This window comes from Solidesulfovibrio carbinoliphilus subsp. oakridgensis (assembly GCF_000177215.2).
GTDB lineage: Bacteria > Desulfobacterota > Desulfovibrionia > Desulfovibrionales > Desulfovibrionaceae > Solidesulfovibrio > Solidesulfovibrio carbinoliphilus.
Genome location: NZ_CM001368.1, coordinates 1,528,806 through 1,545,629 on the forward strand (window position 1 = coordinate 1,528,806; position 16,824 = coordinate 1,545,629).

The window sequence follows — 16,824 nt, forward strand, 5'->3', positions numbered from 1 at the left end:
GACGTGTCCGGCCCCGGCCGTGCCTTCACCCTGCCTCGGAACCACGGTAAAGCATGGTCAGCACCGTGATGTCGTCGGCCTGGTCGGCCTCGCCGGCAAAGGCCCGTACAGCGTCCATCACGGCCTGGTCGAGCTCTTCCGGCGCCAGGGACGCTCCGGCGGCCAGGGCCTCGACCAACCGGCGGGTGCCGAAGAGTTCCTGCCCCGTGTTCATGGCCTCGTTGACGCCGTCGGTGAAGGCGAAAAGCCGCGTTCCCGCCGTCAGGCGCATCCGGGTGGTCTTGTAGACCGCCTCTTCCATGATGCCGAGAAAAACCCCGCGCGGCAGCGTCATCCAGGACACCGCGCCGTCCGGGGCAATGAGGGCCGGCGGGTTGTGGCCGGCGTTGGAAAAGGCCAGCTCGCCCGTGGAACAATCGAGGATGGCCAGGAACATGGTGACAAAGAGCATGGACTCGTTGTCCACGCACAGCTCGCGGTTGACCTTGGTGAGAATCTCGGCCGGGTCGGTTTCCTGCTCGGCGATGCCTTTGACCAGCGTCTTGGTCACGGCCATGAACAGGGCCGCGGGCACGCCCTTGCCCGAGACGTCGCCGACCAGGAACAGCAGCTTGTCCGGCCCGAGCAGGAAGAAGTCGTACAGGTCGCCGCCGACTTCCCAGGCCGGCTCCAGGCTGGCGTGGAGCTCGAAGGCCGTCAGCTCCGGAAAGGGCGGGAAATGCTTGGGCAGAAAACTCATCTGGATGCTGCGCGCGATCTTGAGTTCCGACTCCAGCCGTTCCTTGGCCTTGGTGGTGGCGGTCAGGTCGGCGATGTAGTCCTTGAGGGCCAGCCGCATCTGCTCGAAGGACCGGGCCAGGGCCCCGACTTCGTCCCGCGAGCCGCCCTGGGGGACCGGGGCGTCGAGGTTGCCGGTGGCGATCTCGGCGGCGGTCGCGGCCAGGCGGGAGAGCGGACGGGTGACCGAGGTGGCGATGGCGGCGATGACCAGGAGCAGCACGGCGAAGCCGCCGGCCCCGAGCGTCGCCACCTCGCGGCCGAGCCGGTGCAGGTCGGCGAAAAGCTCGTCTTCCGGCACGATCACCCCCATGGACCAGCCCGTGGCGGCAAGCGGCGCGTAGGCCAGCCAGGCCGGCTTGCCGAGCACGAAATCCGGCAGCCGGGCGAACCCCTCGCGGCCCTTGACCATGTCCCGGCCGATGGCCCGAAGCTCCGGCCCTCCCTTCTCCTCGGCCAGGCTGAAGACGCTTTCGCGCATGACCAGCCGGCTGTCGGGGTGGGACACGTACACGCCGACGCGGCTGATCACAAAGGCGTAGCCCGACCGGAACATGGAGATCCGGCCCACCTGCCCGCGCAGCCAGTCCAGGGACACGTCGGCTGTGACCACGCCGAGAAAGGCGCGCCGCGCCCCCTCGGTCCGAAAGATCGGCACGCTGTAGGTCGTCATGACGATGTCGCCGCCGGATTCGTCGAAATAGGGCTCGCTCCAGACCGGCCGGCCGAGCTCCCGGGGCACGAGGTACCAGTTCTCCAGCTCGTAGCGCTCCTCGTAGCCGAGGGAGACCTGGGCGATCCAGCCGTCCTTGCGGCAGAAATAGGGCGCGAAATGCGCCAGCCCGGGCGCGAAGGCCCCGGGCTCGTAGGCCGCGGCCGCGCCGTAGACGTCCGGGTTGGTGGCCAGGAACCCGGCCAGATCCCGCTCCAGGTCGGCCCGGGCCGGGGTTGTCCGGCCGTAGGCGGCGGCCAGGAACCGGGGAACGCGCTCCACGCCGGCCAGTTGGACATCGAGACGGGCCGCCGCTCCCCGGATCAGATGGATGGCGTTTTCCCGCACCGCCCGCAGGAGCATGTCCTTGGAGGAGACGTAGTAGTCGGCAAAGGCGGCCCCGAAAACAAGCGTCGCGCCGGTCAGGATGCAGGCCGCCAGCCGGAAGGCCAGGCCACGGCCGGGTGTCGGCTTAGCGGCTTTCGGCATGGAAGGCCTCGTAGGCGGGCGCGGCCCCGATCAGCCCCGCCGCGATGAGCAGGCCGGCCGCGGCTTCGTAGCGGTCCCGGGCAAAGGCGCCGAGCTCCCCGCCGCCTGCGGCCATGGCCTGGCGCAGGTGTTCGAGCATCCACTTCTGGTGCATGCGGTTGGTCGGCAGGTGGGCGGCGGACACGTGGCTCATGACGATGGACAGGGCCTCGTCCGGGTGGTCGAAGGCGTATTGCCAGCCCCGGATAGTGGCCCGGACCACGGCCCGGCACAGGTCCGGGTCGGCTTTCCAGGTCGCCTCCAGGGTGTAGAGCCCGTCCTCGGGCAGATCCAGGCCGTGGTCGGCCATGGCGAAGACGGCGAGCTCCTGCGGGTCGAGGCCGGAATTCACGATGGCGTGGTATTCGTTGTAGCGCATGGCCGAGCAGGCCGCGACTCCGCCGCGCAGGAACAGGTCCACGGTGTAGCCCTGGGGCACTTCCGTCACCCGTGCCCCGTATTTCTTGAAAAAAGCCTCGGGCGCGATCCGGAATTCCGGGCCCCACAGGCTGACCCGCCGGCCGTCCAGATCGGCCGGAGAGGCGATGCCGTCGGCTTTGCGGGCAATAAGCAGCTGATTGGAATGGGACACGAACTGGGCCAGATGGACGAGCGGCAGGCCGGCCGCCCGATCCCGGATGGCGGTCGGCAGGAAAAACGTGCCGAACTGGGCCCGTCCCTCCCGCAGCAGCACCGACGGCGGCGAGCCCGGCCCGCCGCGCAGGATCCGCATGTCCACGCCTTCGGCGGCATAGAACCCCTTGGCCAGGGCGACGTAGTAGCCGGCGAACTGGGCCTGCGGCTCCCATTGCGGGATGAGCGCCGCCTCTTTAAGCGGCGCGGCCAGGGCCAGGCCGCACAGCAACGCGACAGCGAGGCCGCAAGCCAAGCCGGTCACGGCAAGGGCCGAAGAATGGAGCACACGCGCCACGACATGGGACATGCCCCGTCAAATACAGGATTCCCACGACCCTGCCTAGGGGCGAAGCCGCTTTGTGACGAAATTTCCCTTAAATGCGAAAGGATCGGCCGTTCAGGCCGAATGAAGCGGGCCAGGCGCCGGACGCCTGGCCCGCCACAGGACCGTGGCCGCGCCGCACGCTACGGCCAATGCCACATACTGGGACGCGGAAATGCCGCAGTAGACGCCGCGCAGTGCGTCGCCGCGCCAGAATTCCAGACAGAAGCGCAAGACGGCGTAGCCGAGGAGATAGGCCGTGGCCAGGCGCCCGGGCGGCAGGCCGCCGGACCGCCTGGAGAACAGGGACAGGATGCCGAAGAGGGCCACGTTGCCAACGGCCTCGTAGAGTTGCGACGGGTGCACCGGCAGGGAGGCCACGGCGCCTTCCGGCAAAAGCCCGGCCAGCCGCTCCTGCAAAAAGACCGGCGAGCCGGCCGGGAAGCGCACGCCAAGGGGACATTGCGTCTCGCTCCCGAAGCAACAGCCGCCGAAAAAGCAGCCCAGCCGGCCAAAGGCGTGGCCGAGCGGCGCATACAGGCAGACCGCGTCCAGAAGCGGCCAGGGAGACAGGCCAAGGAGCCGGCAGCAAAGGCGCATGGCCAACAGGATGGCCAAGGCCCCGCCGTAAAAGACCAGACCGCCGGTGAGGACGATGCCGGGCGTCAGCCGGCCGGCGGCCACGGCGTCCTGGACGATGGGGATGAGCCTCGCCCCGGCCAGGCCGAAAGGCAGGCTGGCCAGAAAGACGAGCAGATAGCGGCCCCGGTCGGGGTTGCCGGCCAGTTCCCGCCGGGTGAACCCCAGGACCACGGCCAAGCCGGTGAGGCCCAGCAAGAGGTAGCCTGCCTGCAGGAGGGCAAAGGCGTCCATCCCGGTGGCCCGGGACAGGAGAAAGGCGAGGAAGCCGCCCATGCTACGGGAAAGGAGGCGGCCCGGCTATTTGCCGCCGCCGCACTCGGCGCAGGAACACCGCATGCCCATGCAGCCGCAGGTGGCCATCTCGCAGGACGTGGCGTTCCCGGCGGCGTCGGCAAAGGCGGCGTAGGCATCGCCGGAAGCGCTCCGGGAAAAGGCGAACAGCGTGCCGGTCAGGGTCAGGCACAGGGCGCAGGCGATGGCCAGGGCGAGTTTCATGAAAAATCCTCCGGAGAAACGGTCTAACGCAGCCGGCGGGCGGAGCCGTTGCCTTCGTCGGCGGCCAAAAGCACCCACAGGGCGGCGGCCCAGCCCCAGACGGCGTTGGCCACGAGGACCAGCACCGGGGTCATGGCCCCGAGGTCCTGCCCCCACAGGCCCTTGTCGAGCTGGGTGGGGAAGACGATGAGCAGCTGGACCAGGGTCGGGCCGAGGCTGAGGATGAGCCCGCGCCAGAAAAGCGAATCCGGCATGAAGCGCGGCAGGAAGAGCAGTCCCCAGATGCCGCCCCAGACGAGCCTCGGGTAGAGCCAGGGCAGGGTCCAGGCCGGGGCGATGGCCACGCCCATGGCGGCGGTCCAGCCGTAGGCCCCGGCCATCCAGAGGAAAAGGCTGTTGACCAGGCCGCCGAACAGGCCGCCGGCAAAGCAGACGCTCGTCCACCCGAAAAAGTTGCGCATCCTTCCCCTCCTTTCGCTGCGACGCCGCCGGGACGGCGCTTAGTAGGGCCTGGTGAGGATCGACATGGTCCGCACGCGGTTCAGGAGTATGTGGCTCGGCCCGACCGCCGGCACTTCCTCGCCGGCCCTAAGCGTGGTCACCACGGCCCGGCCGAGCACCAACCGGCCGTCGCGGCCGTTCTCCCCGAAGGTCCGCAGCCCCCAGATGTCGTGGTAGACCACGGGCCGCCCCTTGTACTGGCCGACGTAGACCAGGATGTGGCCCTGCATCCAGACGAGGGTGGCAAAGGGCACGCCCTGTTCGATGATGGTGGCTTCCTTCTGCTCGCCGGCCATGTCGCCAAGGGGGATGGAGCCGCCGTAGGCGGCCTGGCTGGCGGAATTGCGCGGCAGGTAGAGGCCGAAGGGCACGAAGAGGTCGTGGGTCAGGGCCGAGCAGTCGCGTTTGCCGTCAAGGCCCCCCCAACCGTAGGTCTTGCCCATGAACTGGTTGCCGACGGCGGCCACGTTTCGCGGGGTCATGGCCATGGGCATGGGCGCGGCCGACCCGGCCGGGAGGCGCACCCGCCGCAGTTCGGCCAGGCCCGAGGCCCCGCGCACGGGCACGAGCACGGCGACGCCCGAGCCGTCCGCCGGCCCGGCCAGGGGGAAGACCGCGCCGACATCCGCGGCCAGGCCCGCTTCGGGGACGGGGGTCTGGTCCTTGACCACGGCGGCCAGCTTGCCGGCCATGAATTCCCGGGTCACGGACCCGTCGACAAAGGCCACGTCCGAGGCCGGCAGCCAGCCGAAGGTGAGCGCCGATTCGGCCAGGAGCCAGGAGCCGTCGCGGCTGGCGTGGGTGACCAGAATGGGGGTGGCCGGCGGCAGGGCCGTGTGCTGCAGGTAGTCGAAGGGATAGCCTTCGCCGGGCAGGCTCGGGTCGGAGAACCGGGGGCTTTGGGTCGGCATGCCGCGAAGATTGGTGTTTTTGACGGTCACGGCTTGGCGCACCATGTTCGGATAGGTGCCCAGATTGGCGCCGGCGTGGAGGGTTGCCGCGAATCCCGGACTGTTGGGCCGGTTGCCGGCCCCATACCCCGGGGATTTCTCAAAGCGCCGGAAGATGTCTTCGACGGCCTTGCGGCCGTAGCCGGGCCTGGTCATCTTCCAGGGCTTGGTCCACTCGGCCAGGAAGCCTTCCATGCGGATGCCGACCTGCTCCTTGGGAATGAGCGGCCGGTCGGCCGTGTCCGGCCGCAGGTAGGCGGCAAGGTCCTGGGGCAGGACGCGCAGGTCCTCGACCTCGCCCTTGCCCACGGGCTTGGCCGTCGGGGCCAGGGGGACGGACGGCGGCGGCTTGGCGCAGCCGAAGGCCACGAAGAGGACCAGGACAAAAGGAAGTATTCGCAGACGCAGGGGAATCCGATTCATGAGGGGAAAGCTCCTTGGGCCGGCTTGACGGCCGGCGCGGCCACCGACTATCCGGTCCCGGGGAGGGTAGACGCTCGCGCGGCCGAATACAAGTCCGGACACGGCCGGTTGCGACTGAAAGGGAGCGGCAATGCAGCGAAAGACGGTTCTCGACACCGCGGAGACGGCCCGGATTCTCGGCGAGCGGCTGCCGCCGGCCCTGCCGGTCTCGGTGCGCGTGAGCCCCCGGGCCAAGGGCATCGTGCTGCGCATGTTGCCGGGCCAGGGCCTCGAGGTGGTGACTCCGGCCGGGGTGCCGGTCCAGTTCCTGGCCCAGGCCGTGGAGGCCCGGCGGGGCTGGATCGCGCGGATGTTCGAGCGCCTGGCCGCCGAGGGCGGCGTGCCCGGGGAGGCGCCGGCCCTGCCGCGTCCCGAGCGCCTGGTGCTGACGGCCTTTGGCCGGCAGTGGCGGCTTTCCTACCTGCTAAAGGACCGGCCCGGGTGCGCGCTTGCCCCACGCGGCCCGGGGGAGCTGGTGGTTTCCGGGGCGGTCGGCGATCCCGCGGCGGTCGCGGCCGCGCTGGCGGGATTTTGCCGGGACAAGGCCGGGGAGCTTTTGCGGCCGGCCCTGGCCGCGGCCAGCCGGGAGACGGGGCTCGCCTACACGGCCGTCACCATCCGGGCCCAGCGCACCCGCTGGGGCAGCTGCACGGCCCGGGGCCGGGTCAGCCTCAACTACACCATCGCCTTTTTGCCGTGGGAGCTGTGCCGGCTGGTCCTTATCCACGAGCTGTGCCACACCGTCGAACTCAACCACTCCCCCCGCTTCTGGGCGGTGCTCGAACGCCACATCCCGGGCTGCCGGGAACTGGACGCGCGGCTCAATGCCGCCCGGCACTACCTGCCCCTGTGGCTGGCCGGCACGGCGGCTACGGCCGATCCACCGTGACCTCGTCAAGGCTCTCGCCGCTGAAATAAAAGACCGTGATCGGCGCGTCCGCCCCGCGTACGACCACCAGCCGCCCGAGCGGCCCGTCCTCCATGATGGCGAGCAGCCCTTCGCAGACCGCCGCCCCCTCCTCGGGCGGACAGGCCTCGCACCAGACCTCGAAACACAACGCCTCGGGCCCGGGCGTCACCTCCAGGTGGGCCACGTCCAGGCCGGCCACGGCCCCGGCCAAGGCCTCGCCGGCCTCGCTTTCGATCTCGCCCACGCGTTCGTAAGAATATTCGTCAGGATAGCGTATTTCGCCAAGCAGGCGACACGGCGACTGGTGCATACCGCCTCCGAAGGATCTCGTAAAAGGGTGGTAGCATGGCCCAAAGGCCCCCCGCAACGCAACCACGGGCTTGTGCCGCGCCGCCCCGGGGGATAGAGAGGGAGGAGCGTGACACCGGGAGGATACATGGCAGCAAGAAGAAGACGGGGAAAATCCCCCAAAGGACAGGGCGCCGGGCTCGATGCGGCCGCCGTGCTGCGGATCTTCCGAGACAGCGGCAAGCCCCTGTCCGAAAAAGAAATACTGCGCGAACTTGGAGCGCAGGCCAATGTTCAGGCCGTCCACCGCCTGCTCGACAATCTGCAGGAGGCCGGCAAGCTCATCCGGGTCCAGAGCGGCTACGGCCTGGTCGAAAGCATGCGCCTGGTGACGGGCATTTTGGAAATAAGCCGCTCGGGCGTCGGCTATGTCCTGCCCGAGGACAAGCGGCGCAAGGATATTTTCATCCATCCCAAGGATATCGGCGACGCTTGGCACGGCGACAAGGTCGTGGCCGCCGTGACCCGGGAGCGCAAGGACAAAAACCATGAAGGCCGGGTGGCCCGCATCATCGAACGCGGCGTAAAGACCCTGCCCTGCCGGATCATCAAGCGCATGGCCAAGGACCTGTTCCTGTGCCAGCCGACCGATTCCCGCCACGGCATGAGCTTCATGGTCGACTACCTGCCCCCGACGCCGAACGACCCCGAGCCGAACAACGACGACATCATGAACGTCGGCATCGGGGAAAAGCTCGACTACAAGGTCTATTCCGGCAAGGGCCTGGAACTGCTCGGGGCCCAGGGCGACGTGTCGGTCCAGGAACGGCTGGTCAAGCTCAACCACTCCATTCCCGGCCCCTTTCCGCCAACCGCCCTGCGCGAGGCCGAGACCCTGCCCGACGTGCCGGGCGAAGCCGATTTCGCCGGCCGCAAGGACCTCAGGAAGCTCGACTTCGTCACCATCGACGGGGCCAAGGCCCGGGACTTCGACGATGCCGTGTATGTCAAAAAACGCGGCCGGGGCTACACCCTGTGGGTGGCCATCGCCGACGTCTCCCACTACGTGCCCGAAGGCGGTGCCCTGGATGAGGAGGCCCTCGAGCGCGGCAACTCCTACTATTTCCCCCAGTCCGTCGAGCCGATGCTGCCGGAACGGATCTCCAACGGGCTTTGCAGCTTAAACCCCGATGTCCCCCGGCTGGCCATGGTGGCGGAAATCGATTTCACGCCCAAGGGCCTGCCCGGGCGCACGGACTTCTATGCGGCCGTGATCGAAAGCAAGGCCCGGCTGACCTATTCCCAGGTCAACAGGGCCCTCATGCTCGGCGACGAGGCCGAGCGCGCCGGCATGGCCAAGGTCCTGCCCATGCTGGAGACGGCCGAGAAGCTGGCCCGGGCCATAAACGAGGTGCGCACGGCCCGGGGCAATCTGGACTTCGACCTGCCCGAGCCGGAAATCCTTTTCAACTTCCAGGGCGAGACCCAGGACATCCGGCGCAAGGTCCGGCACTTCGGCCACCAGATCGTGGAGGAATTCATGATCGCGGCCAACGAGGCCGTGGCCCGGTTTCTGACCGAGAAAAACGCGCCCGTGCTCTACCGCGTCCACCCCGAACCCGATCCGGCCAAGCTCGAGGCGCTTTTCAAGCTCCTGGCCACCACCGACCTGGCCCTCAAACTGCCGCCGACCCCCGGCGCCTCCGACCTGGCCGGGGTCCTTCGCGACGCCTCGGGCTCGGACCTCGACTTCCTGGTCAGCCGGCTGGCCATCCGCACCATGATGCAGGCCTCCTACTCGCCCAAGCTCGACCCCCACTTCGGCCTGGCCTCGACCTGCTACTGCCACTTCACCTCGCCGATCAGGCGCTATGCCGACCTGGTGGTCCACCGGTCGCTCAAAAGCGTCTTCGCCGGCAAGGCCCCCTCGGAAAAGGGCCTGGCCCGGCTGGCCAAGGTGGCCGAGCACATCAGCCGCCGCGAACGGGTGGCCATGGAGGCCGAGCGCGAGATCCTCAAACGCGTGACCGTCCACTTCCTGTCCGACAAGGTGGGCCGGCAGTTCACCGGCGTCATCGGCTCCATCGCGGACTTCGGCTTCTGGGTGGAACTCAAGGAGGTCATGGCCGAAGGCATGGTCCGCCTGTCCTCGCTCTCCGACGACTACTACACCTACTTCCCGGAACGCCACGAACTGGTCGGCGAACGGACCGGCCGGCGGTTCCGCCTGGGCCAGCCCGTGGAAGTGGAGCTCACCAACGTGGACATGGGCCGGCTGTCCGTGGACCTCGGCCTTCTCGAGGGCGGTGAATCGCCGGCTGCCGCGCCGGCTCCCCGGCGCAAGGGATCGAGACGCCGCCGGAAATGACGCCGCGCCTCCCGCGCGACCGGCTCTTCGGCCTCCTGGCCCTGGCCTGGCTCGCCGTGGCCGCGGGCGCGGCCGCGGCGGACTGGCCGACCCCGGCCAGGATCGCGGCCGAGCGGCTCCAGCTGGCCTTTTTGTGGGCCAATGCCGTGGACAAGGACTTTCGGCCCTACGACACGCCGGTCGGGGGCGACCCGGACGCCCAGTACCGGGAGCTGGTGGCCGACTACCAGGCCCGGTTCGGGGACCGCTTCGACATCACGCCCGTCGCCAGGCTCCATGACGCGGCCCTGGCCGGCCTGGCCCGGGAACGCGTCGGCATCGTGGCCTTCGCCGTCCTGTCCACGGCCGCGGTCTGGTGGCTGCTGCGGACGGTCCGCAACCTGCTTGGCCGGGAGACCCGGCCCGGCTGAACAGACGAAGCGAGGCGGGGGGAAGGCATGGGCAGGTCCAAAGGCCGGCGGGGGACGTGGCTGCCGTGGGCGGTGTTGGCCTGCCTGATCCTGGCGGTCGGCCCGGTCCGCGCGGCCGACGGCCAGGGCCGACCGCTGGTGGTCACGGGCACCGGCGACAGCGAGGCCCTCCTGCGCCACATGGCGGCGCTTTTTTTGCGGCGACACCCGGACGCGGCGCAGACGGCCATCGAGGTGCCCGACTCCGTCGGCACCATGGGCGGCCTCAAGGCCGTGCTCGCGGGCCAGGCCGAACTGGCCCGCACGGCCCGGCCCCTGCGCGACGAGGAAAAGGCGGCCGGGCTGGCGGAGACGGTCTTCGCCATGGCCCCGATCGTCTTCGCGGTCAACCTCTCGGTCACGGGCCTGGACAGCCTGACCGCCGATCAGGCCCTGGCCGTCTTCTCCGGCCGGGTCAGGGACTGGTCCGAACTCGGCGGCGCGCCCGGCCCGATCTATCCGGTCTGCCGCAAGACGCCCGAAACCAGCCGCGACAAGCTCGACGCCGCCATCCCGGGCTTCGCGGACCTGGACTGCCGGGACCAGGCCGTGGCCTACTCCACGCCCGAGGCCGTGCGCCTCGTGGCTACCTACCCCGGCGCCATCGGTTATTTCACCCTGCCCGCCATGGCCGGGACGCCGCTTCGGCTCCTGGCCTTCGAGGGCGTGGCCCCCACCCCCGACAACCTCGGCCGCGGGGCCTATCCCCTGTCCGTGCCCTTTGCCCTGGCCTACAAACCGCCGCTCGGACCGGCGGCGGCCCGGTTCCTGGCCGCCCTTGGCCAGGCCGACGCCCGCGCCCTCCTGGCGCAATTCGGCTGCCTGCCCGGCGACGGCAGACCGGCCGCCCCCTGATGTGATGTACCGCTCGATCAAGACCCAGATGTTCATGGGCCAGCTCGCGCTGGTGGTCCTGCTGACGGTGGCCCTCGGCGGCGGCGTGTTCCACGTGGCCGCCAACATCCTGGAGACCAAGGCGCGGGAGAAAATCCGGCTGCTCGCGGCCGGGCTGGCCCGGGAGGCCGCCCTCGTCGCCAGCCACGGCGAAGCCACCCTGACCCTTCTGACCTCGAGCCCGCAGTTCGAACAGTTCTGCCAGAGCCATAATCCCCACCTGCTCCAGTCCCTGTTCGACCGCTACCGGGCGGCCTTCACCTCCCTGGCCTATGTCAACCCCAAGGGCGTGCGCGAATATGCCGCCTCGGGCCCCGGCTACACCGACCGGGGCCTCGACCTGTCCCGCGACCGGATCGTGGCCGAAGCCCTGGCCGCGCCCGGCCGCACGGTCTGGGGGCTGCGCAACTCCCCCCGGGACGGGACGCCGCTTCTGGCCATGGCCCAGGCCCGGCGCACGCCCTTTGGCCAAGACATGGGCATCCTGCTCGCCGCCCTGCCGCTGCGGGCCATTGCCCCGGGCCTGCTCACCCTGCATTTGGAAGAGGGCGGCATCGCGGTCCTGGCCGACGCGGCCGGCACCCTGCTTTTCGCCGAGAGCCTGCGCGGCCTGCCGGACCGGGCCGGCCAGGGCACGTCCCTGGCCAGGGCCCTGGCCGACCAGAAGGAAACCGTGCTGCTCGAACCCTTTGCCGGCGAGGCTTCGCTCCTCGCCGTGGCCCCGGTCGGCCAATACGGCCTCTCGACCCTGGTGGCCCTGCCCCGCCGGCTGGCCGTGGATGCCGAAATCGGCCGGCTGCGCCAGCTTGTGGCCGCCATCGCGGCCGCCGCGGCCTTCCTCTCCACCCTGGCCGCCCTGTGGTGGACCGGCGGCATCGCCCGGCCCCTGGCCCGGCTGGCCGATGCGGCCCGGGCCGTTTCCGGCGGCGACCTGGGCGTACGGGCCAGGGCCGCCGGCCCGGCCGAGGCCCGCGACCTGGCCCTGGCGTTTAACGCCATGACCGAGGGCCTGGCCGCCTCGCGCGACGAGCTGACCCAGGCCAAGCGGTCCCTCGAGAACATCCTGGCCACCATGAACGAGGCCATCCTGGCCGTGGACCGGCAAGGCCGGGTGACCATGCTGAACCGGGCCGGCTGCGCCATGCTCGGCTATGCCCCGGGCGAGGCGGCCGGCCGGCCGGCCGCCTCTTTCTTCCCGCCGGGCGACCCGCTGTGCGCCTTCCTCGACAGCGCCCCGGTCCAGGACCTGCTCGCCAGCGGCGGCATGACGGGCCTGGAAAAGACGCTCCTCGGCAAGGAGGGCCGCACGGTGCCGGTGCTCGTGTCCGTGGCCCTTCTTCGCGGCCCGGGGGCCCGGGTCGAGGGGGTGGTCTGCCTGGCCATGGACATCACCGAACACAAACGGGCCGACGACCTGGCCCGGGCCCGCAAGGCCGCCGAGGCCGCCAGCCGGGCCAAGACGGAATTTCTGGCCGTCCTTTCCCACGAGATGCGCACCCCGCTCAACATCATCCTCGGCATCCTCGACCACCTGGAAGGGATGGCGCTGCCGCCGGACACCCGGGCCGGCCTCGTCCAGGCCCTGGCCGCGGGCACGGCCCTCCACGACGTCATCGTGGCCATGCTCGACTACGCCAGCCTCGAGGCCGGCCGGGTGATCCTGCGGCGGGAGTCCTTTTCCCCGCGCCAGCTGGCCATGGACCTGGCCGGCCGTTTCGCGGCCCAGGCCAAGGCCAAGGGCGTGGGCCTGGCCGCCCACGTGGCCCCGGACATGCCGACCCGGCTGGCCGGCGATCCCGCCCGCCTGGCCCAGGCCCTCGGCAACCTGCTGGCCAATGCCGTGCGCTTCACGGAACAGGGCCAGGCGGCCCTGTTCCTGTCCCTGGTGCCGGCCGCCCGGGTCCCCGGCGGGCCAAGGCGCCTGCTCGCCGTGGTCACGGACACGGGCCCCGGCGTGACCGACGCCAAGCTCGAATACGTGTTCGAGCCCTTCACCCAGGAGGACGCCCGGTCCACCCGGCGCTTCGGGGGCCTTGGCCTGGGGCTCGCCATCGCCAGGCGGCTGGTTGGCCTCATGGGGGGCACGATCTGCATGGACAGCCGGCCGGGCCAGGGCACGGACGTCTATGTCAGCCTGCCGGTGGACGAGGACGCGGACGGGGACGCCACGTCCTGAAAGGCAAACGGCCCGTTGCGAGTTCCTCGCAACGGGCCGTTTGGCGCAAAAGCCGCAAGGGCCGTCATTTCTTGCCGGAACTGATGAAAAGCTCCTTGGCCGTGCCCGGCTCGAACTGGTAGCGGGCCGCCTTTTCCCAGAAATACTTGCCGTCGTCGTGCTTGAGCACCCAGAAATCGAAATCCCAGTCCTCCCGGCGGTCGCCGTGCTCGTTTAAGGCCAGCCAGCCGGTCACGCCGTACATCCGCTCGCAGATCTGGGGCAGCATCTGCTTGAACCGGGCGAAATCCCCGGCCCCGCCCGCGGCCTGGGCCGTGAAAAAGACCGCCCAGGCCGCGTCGTAGGCCGCCACGCTCTGGGTGTCGGGAAAGGTGTCGGCCTTCTCCTGGATGCGCTTCTCGATCAGGGCGTAGACGTTGGCCCCGCCCTCGCCGTAGCGGGGGCTGGCCAGCCGGACCTTCATGGCGAAGGCCGCGCTTTCCGGGTCCTTGGCGATGGGGTCGAACATGGCCGTGCCGTCGCAGCCGTACCAGGGCACGGCCGCCAGTTCCGGCCGCTTGGAGGCCCCTTTGAGGATGGGCACGATCTCGTCGCCGCCGGCGAAATAGATGGCCACCTTGGCGTTTTTGCGGTCGCGGCGGATCTGCCCCACCTGCTTGGCCATGTCGTCGAGGATGGCGTTGAAGTCCTTGCGGTCGGGCGAGAAGCGGGCCCCGGGCAGGGATTCGCCGCCCAGCTGCTTGAACCGGGCCTTGACGTGCACGGTCAGGTCGTCGCCGTAGCGGTCGCCGTTCCACAGCGGCAGGATGACCGTCACCCCCTCCTGGCGCATGAGGCTTGTGACGGCCTCGGCCTGGTAGGTGTTGGACGGGGACAGGCGAAACAGGTTGTCGCCCTTTTTGGACAAAAACGGCCCCGCGCTCGACGGGCTGACGAGCACGATGTTGTTTTTGTCGGCAAATTCCAGACAGGCTTCGGCCTCGTCGTCCGAGGCCGGGCCGATGACCACCCGGATGCCGCGACCGGCCAGGGCCTTCAGCTTTTCCACGGCCTGGGCCGGATTGCCGGCCGTGTTTTCCACGGCAAAGGCCGCCTGGCCGCCGCCGCTTGCGGCCAGATAGGCGTTGATGTCGGCCTGGGCCATGTCCAGGGCGGCCTTGGCCGTCTTGCCCCGCTCGGCCAGGGGCCCGGTCAGGGGCAAAAGCGCCCCGAAGGCCAGGCTCGTCCCCTTCTGGGCCATGGCCGGGCCGGCCAGCGCCGCCAGCCCGATCATCAGGCACAAGGCCGCCGCCACGCGTCCGCTCCGGATGCCACTTCGCCACTGCCAGCCGTTCCCATGCCCCTTCATGTCCGCTCCTTGGCCCCGGGCCTGGCCCGGGAAAAATGCGCAACGCGCGCTTTTCCGTACCTACTCCCAAAGCGGGCAAAAGAAAACCGGCCAGCCCCCTCCTTCGGGGCTCCCCTTCCCAATGGCCGAGCAATACCGTATGCTTTCGCCTTGGGATGCGGGACAGCCGGCTGTTTTCTTTTTTCCGCGCCCGAAAGGACCGGCCATGAAAAACGCCTCCGTCGCGGGCGACGAGACCCTCCCCTTGCGCCGCCGGGCCGAGTCCCTGCTGGCGGGCACCGCGGCCGGGGATCCCTGCCTTCTGTCCCGCGAGGAAATGGCCCGGCTGATCCATGAGTTGCGGGTCAGCCAGGTGGAACTCGAACTGCAAAACGAGGAGCTGCGCCGGACCCAGGCCGAACTGGCCCATACCCGCGATCGCTACGCCGACCTCTACGATTTCGCCCCGGCCGGCTACTTCACCCTGGATGCCCGGGGCACGGTCCTCGAAGCCAACTTGAAAGGCGCGGCCATGCTCGGCCGGGAGCGCGACGCCCTGCCGGGCAATCCCTTTTCCGACCACATCCTCCCGTCCGACCGGGCGGCCTTTGCCGCCTACCTCGCCCGCATCCGGGAAACCGGCCGGGCCGGCACCCTGCAAATACGGCTCCTGCGCCCGGACGGCGCCCGGGTGTGGGCCGAACTCTCGGCCGAACCAAAGCCGCCGTTCGACCCCCTGGGGGCCGCCTCCCTGCGCATGGTGGCCACGGACATGACCGAGGGCGTGCTGGCCCGCCAGGACCTGGCGACCGTCCTTGACAGTGCTCCCATTCCCATCGTCAAGGTCCGGGTGACCGGGGACGGGGACCGGGTCCTGGTCTACCAGAACCCGGCCGCCGCGCGGCTTTTCGGCGACGAGGCCCTGGAGCGGTCCTGCAAGGGCTTTTTGTGCAACAAGGAAGTCTGTCCGGCCCTGGCCGCGGAATCCGGCGTGGTGCGCGACCGGGAATGCGCGGTCAAGACCCGGTTCGGCGAACGGATCATGTACAAGACCGCCCACAAGCTCCCGGACGCGCCCTACATCATCGAGGCCATGGTCGACGTCACCGAGCTCATGCGGACCCGGCGCAACCTGACCCGGGCCATGGAGGCGGCCGAGGCCGCCAACCGGGCCAAAACGCAGTTTCTGGCCACCATGAGCCACGAGATCCGCACGCCCATGAACGGCGTCATGGGCATGACCGAACTGGCCCTCCAGACCGATCTCACCCCGGAGCAGCGCGAGTACCTGGATCTGGCCCGCCAGTCGGCCCTGTCGCTCCTCGACATCATAAACGACATCCTCGATTTCTCCCGCATCGAGGCCGGCCGGATGGAACTGGCCCGCGCTCCCTTTTCCCTGCGCCGGACCCTCGGTTCGTGCCTGCGGCTTTTCGACAATCTGGCCGCGCGCCAGGGCAACGACCTGCGTCTGGCCGTGGCCCAGGAAGCGCCCGACGGGCTTGTCGGCGACGCCGGGCGCCTGTCCCAGGTCATCGCCAACCTGGTGTCAAACGGGCTCAAATTCACCAGGGACGGCTCCGTGCGCGTGACCGTGGACACGGCCCCCCCCCTGCACTGCCCGCTTGGCCCGGAACGCGGCCACGCCGCCACCTTTCTTTTCTCGGTCTCCGACACCGGCATCGGCATTCCCCGCGACAAGCACGACCACATCTTCGACTACTTCACCCAGCTCGACGCCGGCCTCAGCCGCGAGGCCGGCGGCACGGGCCTTGGCCTGTCCATCAGCAGGAACCTGGTGGCGCTCATGGGCGGCCGGATCTGGGTCGAATCCGAGCCCAATCGGGGCAGCACGTTTTTTTTCACCGCCACCTTCGAGCAGCCCGGTCCCGGGCCCGTCCGGCCCGAATCCCGGGCCGGCGAGGACGGCCAGGCCGGGGCCCCGCCGCCTCCCATGGCCATCCTGCTCGTCGAGGACAACCTCATCAACCAGCTCGTGGCCAAGCGGCTCCTCGAACGGCGCGGCCACGTGGTCACGGCCGTGGATTCGGGCTTTGCCGCCCTGGACCTCCTGCGGACCCAGCCGTTTCACTGCGTGCTCATGGACGTGGAGATGCCGGGCATAAGCGGCCTCGAAACCCTGGCCCGGCTGCGCGACGCCGGGGAGTTCGGCGAGGCCGCGGCCACGGCCGTGGTGGCCCTGACCGCCCACGCGGTCAAAGGCTACCGGGAACAGATGCTTGCGGCCGGCTTTGACGGCTACGTTTCAAAACCCATCGACATGCGCCGCCTCGACGCGGCCCTCGGCCAGGCCATCGCCCGGGCCGAGGCCAGACATCCCGGCGGCGGCCATGCCTGATTTCGCGGCCGGGACCCGGCCCGGCCGG

General features: G+C 69.8%; 14 protein-coding genes. 6 read left to right on the forward strand and 8 right to left on the reverse strand.

The window, feature by feature from the left end:
• Window positions 1-25: 25 nt before the first annotated feature.
• The 6 genes from DFW101_RS06740 to DFW101_RS06765 all read right to left on the reverse strand — a co-directional run bounded on the left by DFW101_RS06740 (window position 26) and on the right by DFW101_RS06765 (window position 5,986).
• Window positions 26-1,978: a SpoIIE family protein phosphatase gene (locus tag DFW101_RS06740; protein WP_009180758.1), complete on the reverse strand. Its 1,953-nt coding sequence runs from the start codon at window positions 1,976-1,978 to the stop codon at window positions 26-28.
• Window positions 1,962-2,960, reverse strand: a complete 999-nt coding sequence (locus DFW101_RS06745; RefSeq protein ID WP_009180759.1) for an ABC transporter substrate-binding protein — start codon at window positions 2,958-2,960, stop codon at window positions 1,962-1,964. The genes DFW101_RS06740 and DFW101_RS06745 overlap by 17 nt, the downstream gene beginning before the upstream one ends.
• Before the next feature lie 90 nt (window positions 2,961-3,050).
• Window positions 3,051-3,890 (reverse strand): prolipoprotein diacylglyceryl transferase, encoded by an 840-nt coding sequence (locus DFW101_RS06750; RefSeq protein WP_009180760.1) that lies wholly within the window; start codon window positions 3,888-3,890, stop codon window positions 3,051-3,053.
• A gap of 24 nt (window positions 3,891-3,914) precedes the next feature.
• On the reverse strand, window positions 3,915-4,112 hold the full coding sequence (locus DFW101_RS06755; RefSeq protein WP_009180761.1) for a hypothetical protein: 198 nt from the start codon (window positions 4,110-4,112) through the stop codon (window positions 3,915-3,917).
• Between the two features lie 23 nt (window positions 4,113-4,135).
• Complete coding sequence (locus DFW101_RS06760) at window positions 4,136-4,573, reverse strand: hypothetical protein (RefSeq protein ID WP_009180762.1); 438 nt, start codon at window positions 4,571-4,573, stop codon at window positions 4,136-4,138.
• Window positions 4,574-4,612: 39 nt separating this feature from the next.
• The gene (locus DFW101_RS06765; RefSeq protein ID WP_009180763.1) at window positions 4,613-5,986 is read right to left on the reverse strand and encodes a C40 family peptidase; all 1,374 of its coding nucleotides are present in this window, start codon (window positions 5,984-5,986) and stop codon (window positions 4,613-4,615) included.
• Window positions 5,987-6,116: 130 nt separating this feature from the next.
• On the opposite strand from DFW101_RS06765, the gene DFW101_RS06770 reads away from it, so the two are divergent.
• A complete protein-coding gene (locus tag DFW101_RS06770) occupies window positions 6,117-6,914 on the forward strand; it encodes a M48 family metallopeptidase (RefSeq protein WP_009180764.1) in 798 nt (265 codons plus the stop codon).
• On the opposite strand, the gene DFW101_RS06775 is transcribed toward DFW101_RS06770, so the two are convergent.
• The gene (locus tag DFW101_RS06775) at window positions 6,895-7,245 is read right to left on the reverse strand and encodes a hypothetical protein (RefSeq protein ID WP_009180765.1); all 351 of its coding nucleotides are present in this window, start codon (window positions 7,243-7,245) and stop codon (window positions 6,895-6,897) included. The genes DFW101_RS06770 and DFW101_RS06775 overlap by 20 nt on opposite strands.
• Window positions 7,246-7,371: 126 nt before the next feature.
• Between DFW101_RS06775 and rnr the strand changes: the two genes are divergently transcribed.
• The 4 genes from rnr to DFW101_RS06795 are packed head-to-tail and all read left to right on the forward strand — an operon-like array spanning window position 7,372 to window position 13,110.
• Entirely contained in the window at window positions 7,372-9,591 is a 2,220-nt protein-coding gene (gene rnr / locus DFW101_RS06780; RefSeq protein ID WP_009180766.1) for a ribonuclease R, read from the forward strand.
• On the forward strand, window positions 9,588-10,001 hold the full coding sequence (locus DFW101_RS06785; protein ID WP_009180767.1) for a hypothetical protein: 414 nt from the start codon (window positions 9,588-9,590) through the stop codon (window positions 9,999-10,001). The genes rnr and DFW101_RS06785 overlap by 4 nt, the downstream gene beginning before the upstream one ends.
• A gap of 27 nt (window positions 10,002-10,028) precedes the next feature.
• Complete coding sequence (locus tag DFW101_RS06790; protein ID WP_009180768.1) at window positions 10,029-10,895, forward strand: substrate-binding domain-containing protein; 867 nt, start codon at window positions 10,029-10,031, stop codon at window positions 10,893-10,895.
• Window positions 10,896-10,899: 4 nt separating this feature from the next.
• On the forward strand, window positions 10,900-13,110 hold the full coding sequence (locus DFW101_RS06795; RefSeq protein ID WP_009180769.1) for an ATP-binding protein: 2,211 nt from the start codon (window positions 10,900-10,902) through the stop codon (window positions 13,108-13,110).
• Window positions 13,111-13,174: 64 nt separating this feature from the next.
• Here DFW101_RS06795 and DFW101_RS06800 read toward each other — a convergent pair whose 3' ends face one another.
• A complete protein-coding gene (locus tag DFW101_RS06800) occupies window positions 13,175-14,458 on the reverse strand; it encodes an ABC transporter substrate-binding protein (RefSeq protein ID WP_009180770.1) in 1,284 nt (427 codons plus the stop codon).
• A 205-nt stretch (window positions 14,459-14,663) separates the two neighbouring features.
• Between DFW101_RS06800 and DFW101_RS06805 the strand changes: the two genes are divergently transcribed.
• A complete protein-coding gene (locus DFW101_RS06805; RefSeq protein ID WP_009180771.1) occupies window positions 14,664-16,796 on the forward strand; it encodes a hybrid sensor histidine kinase/response regulator in 2,133 nt (710 codons plus the stop codon).
• The last annotated feature ends 28 nt before the right edge of the window (window positions 16,797-16,824 follow it).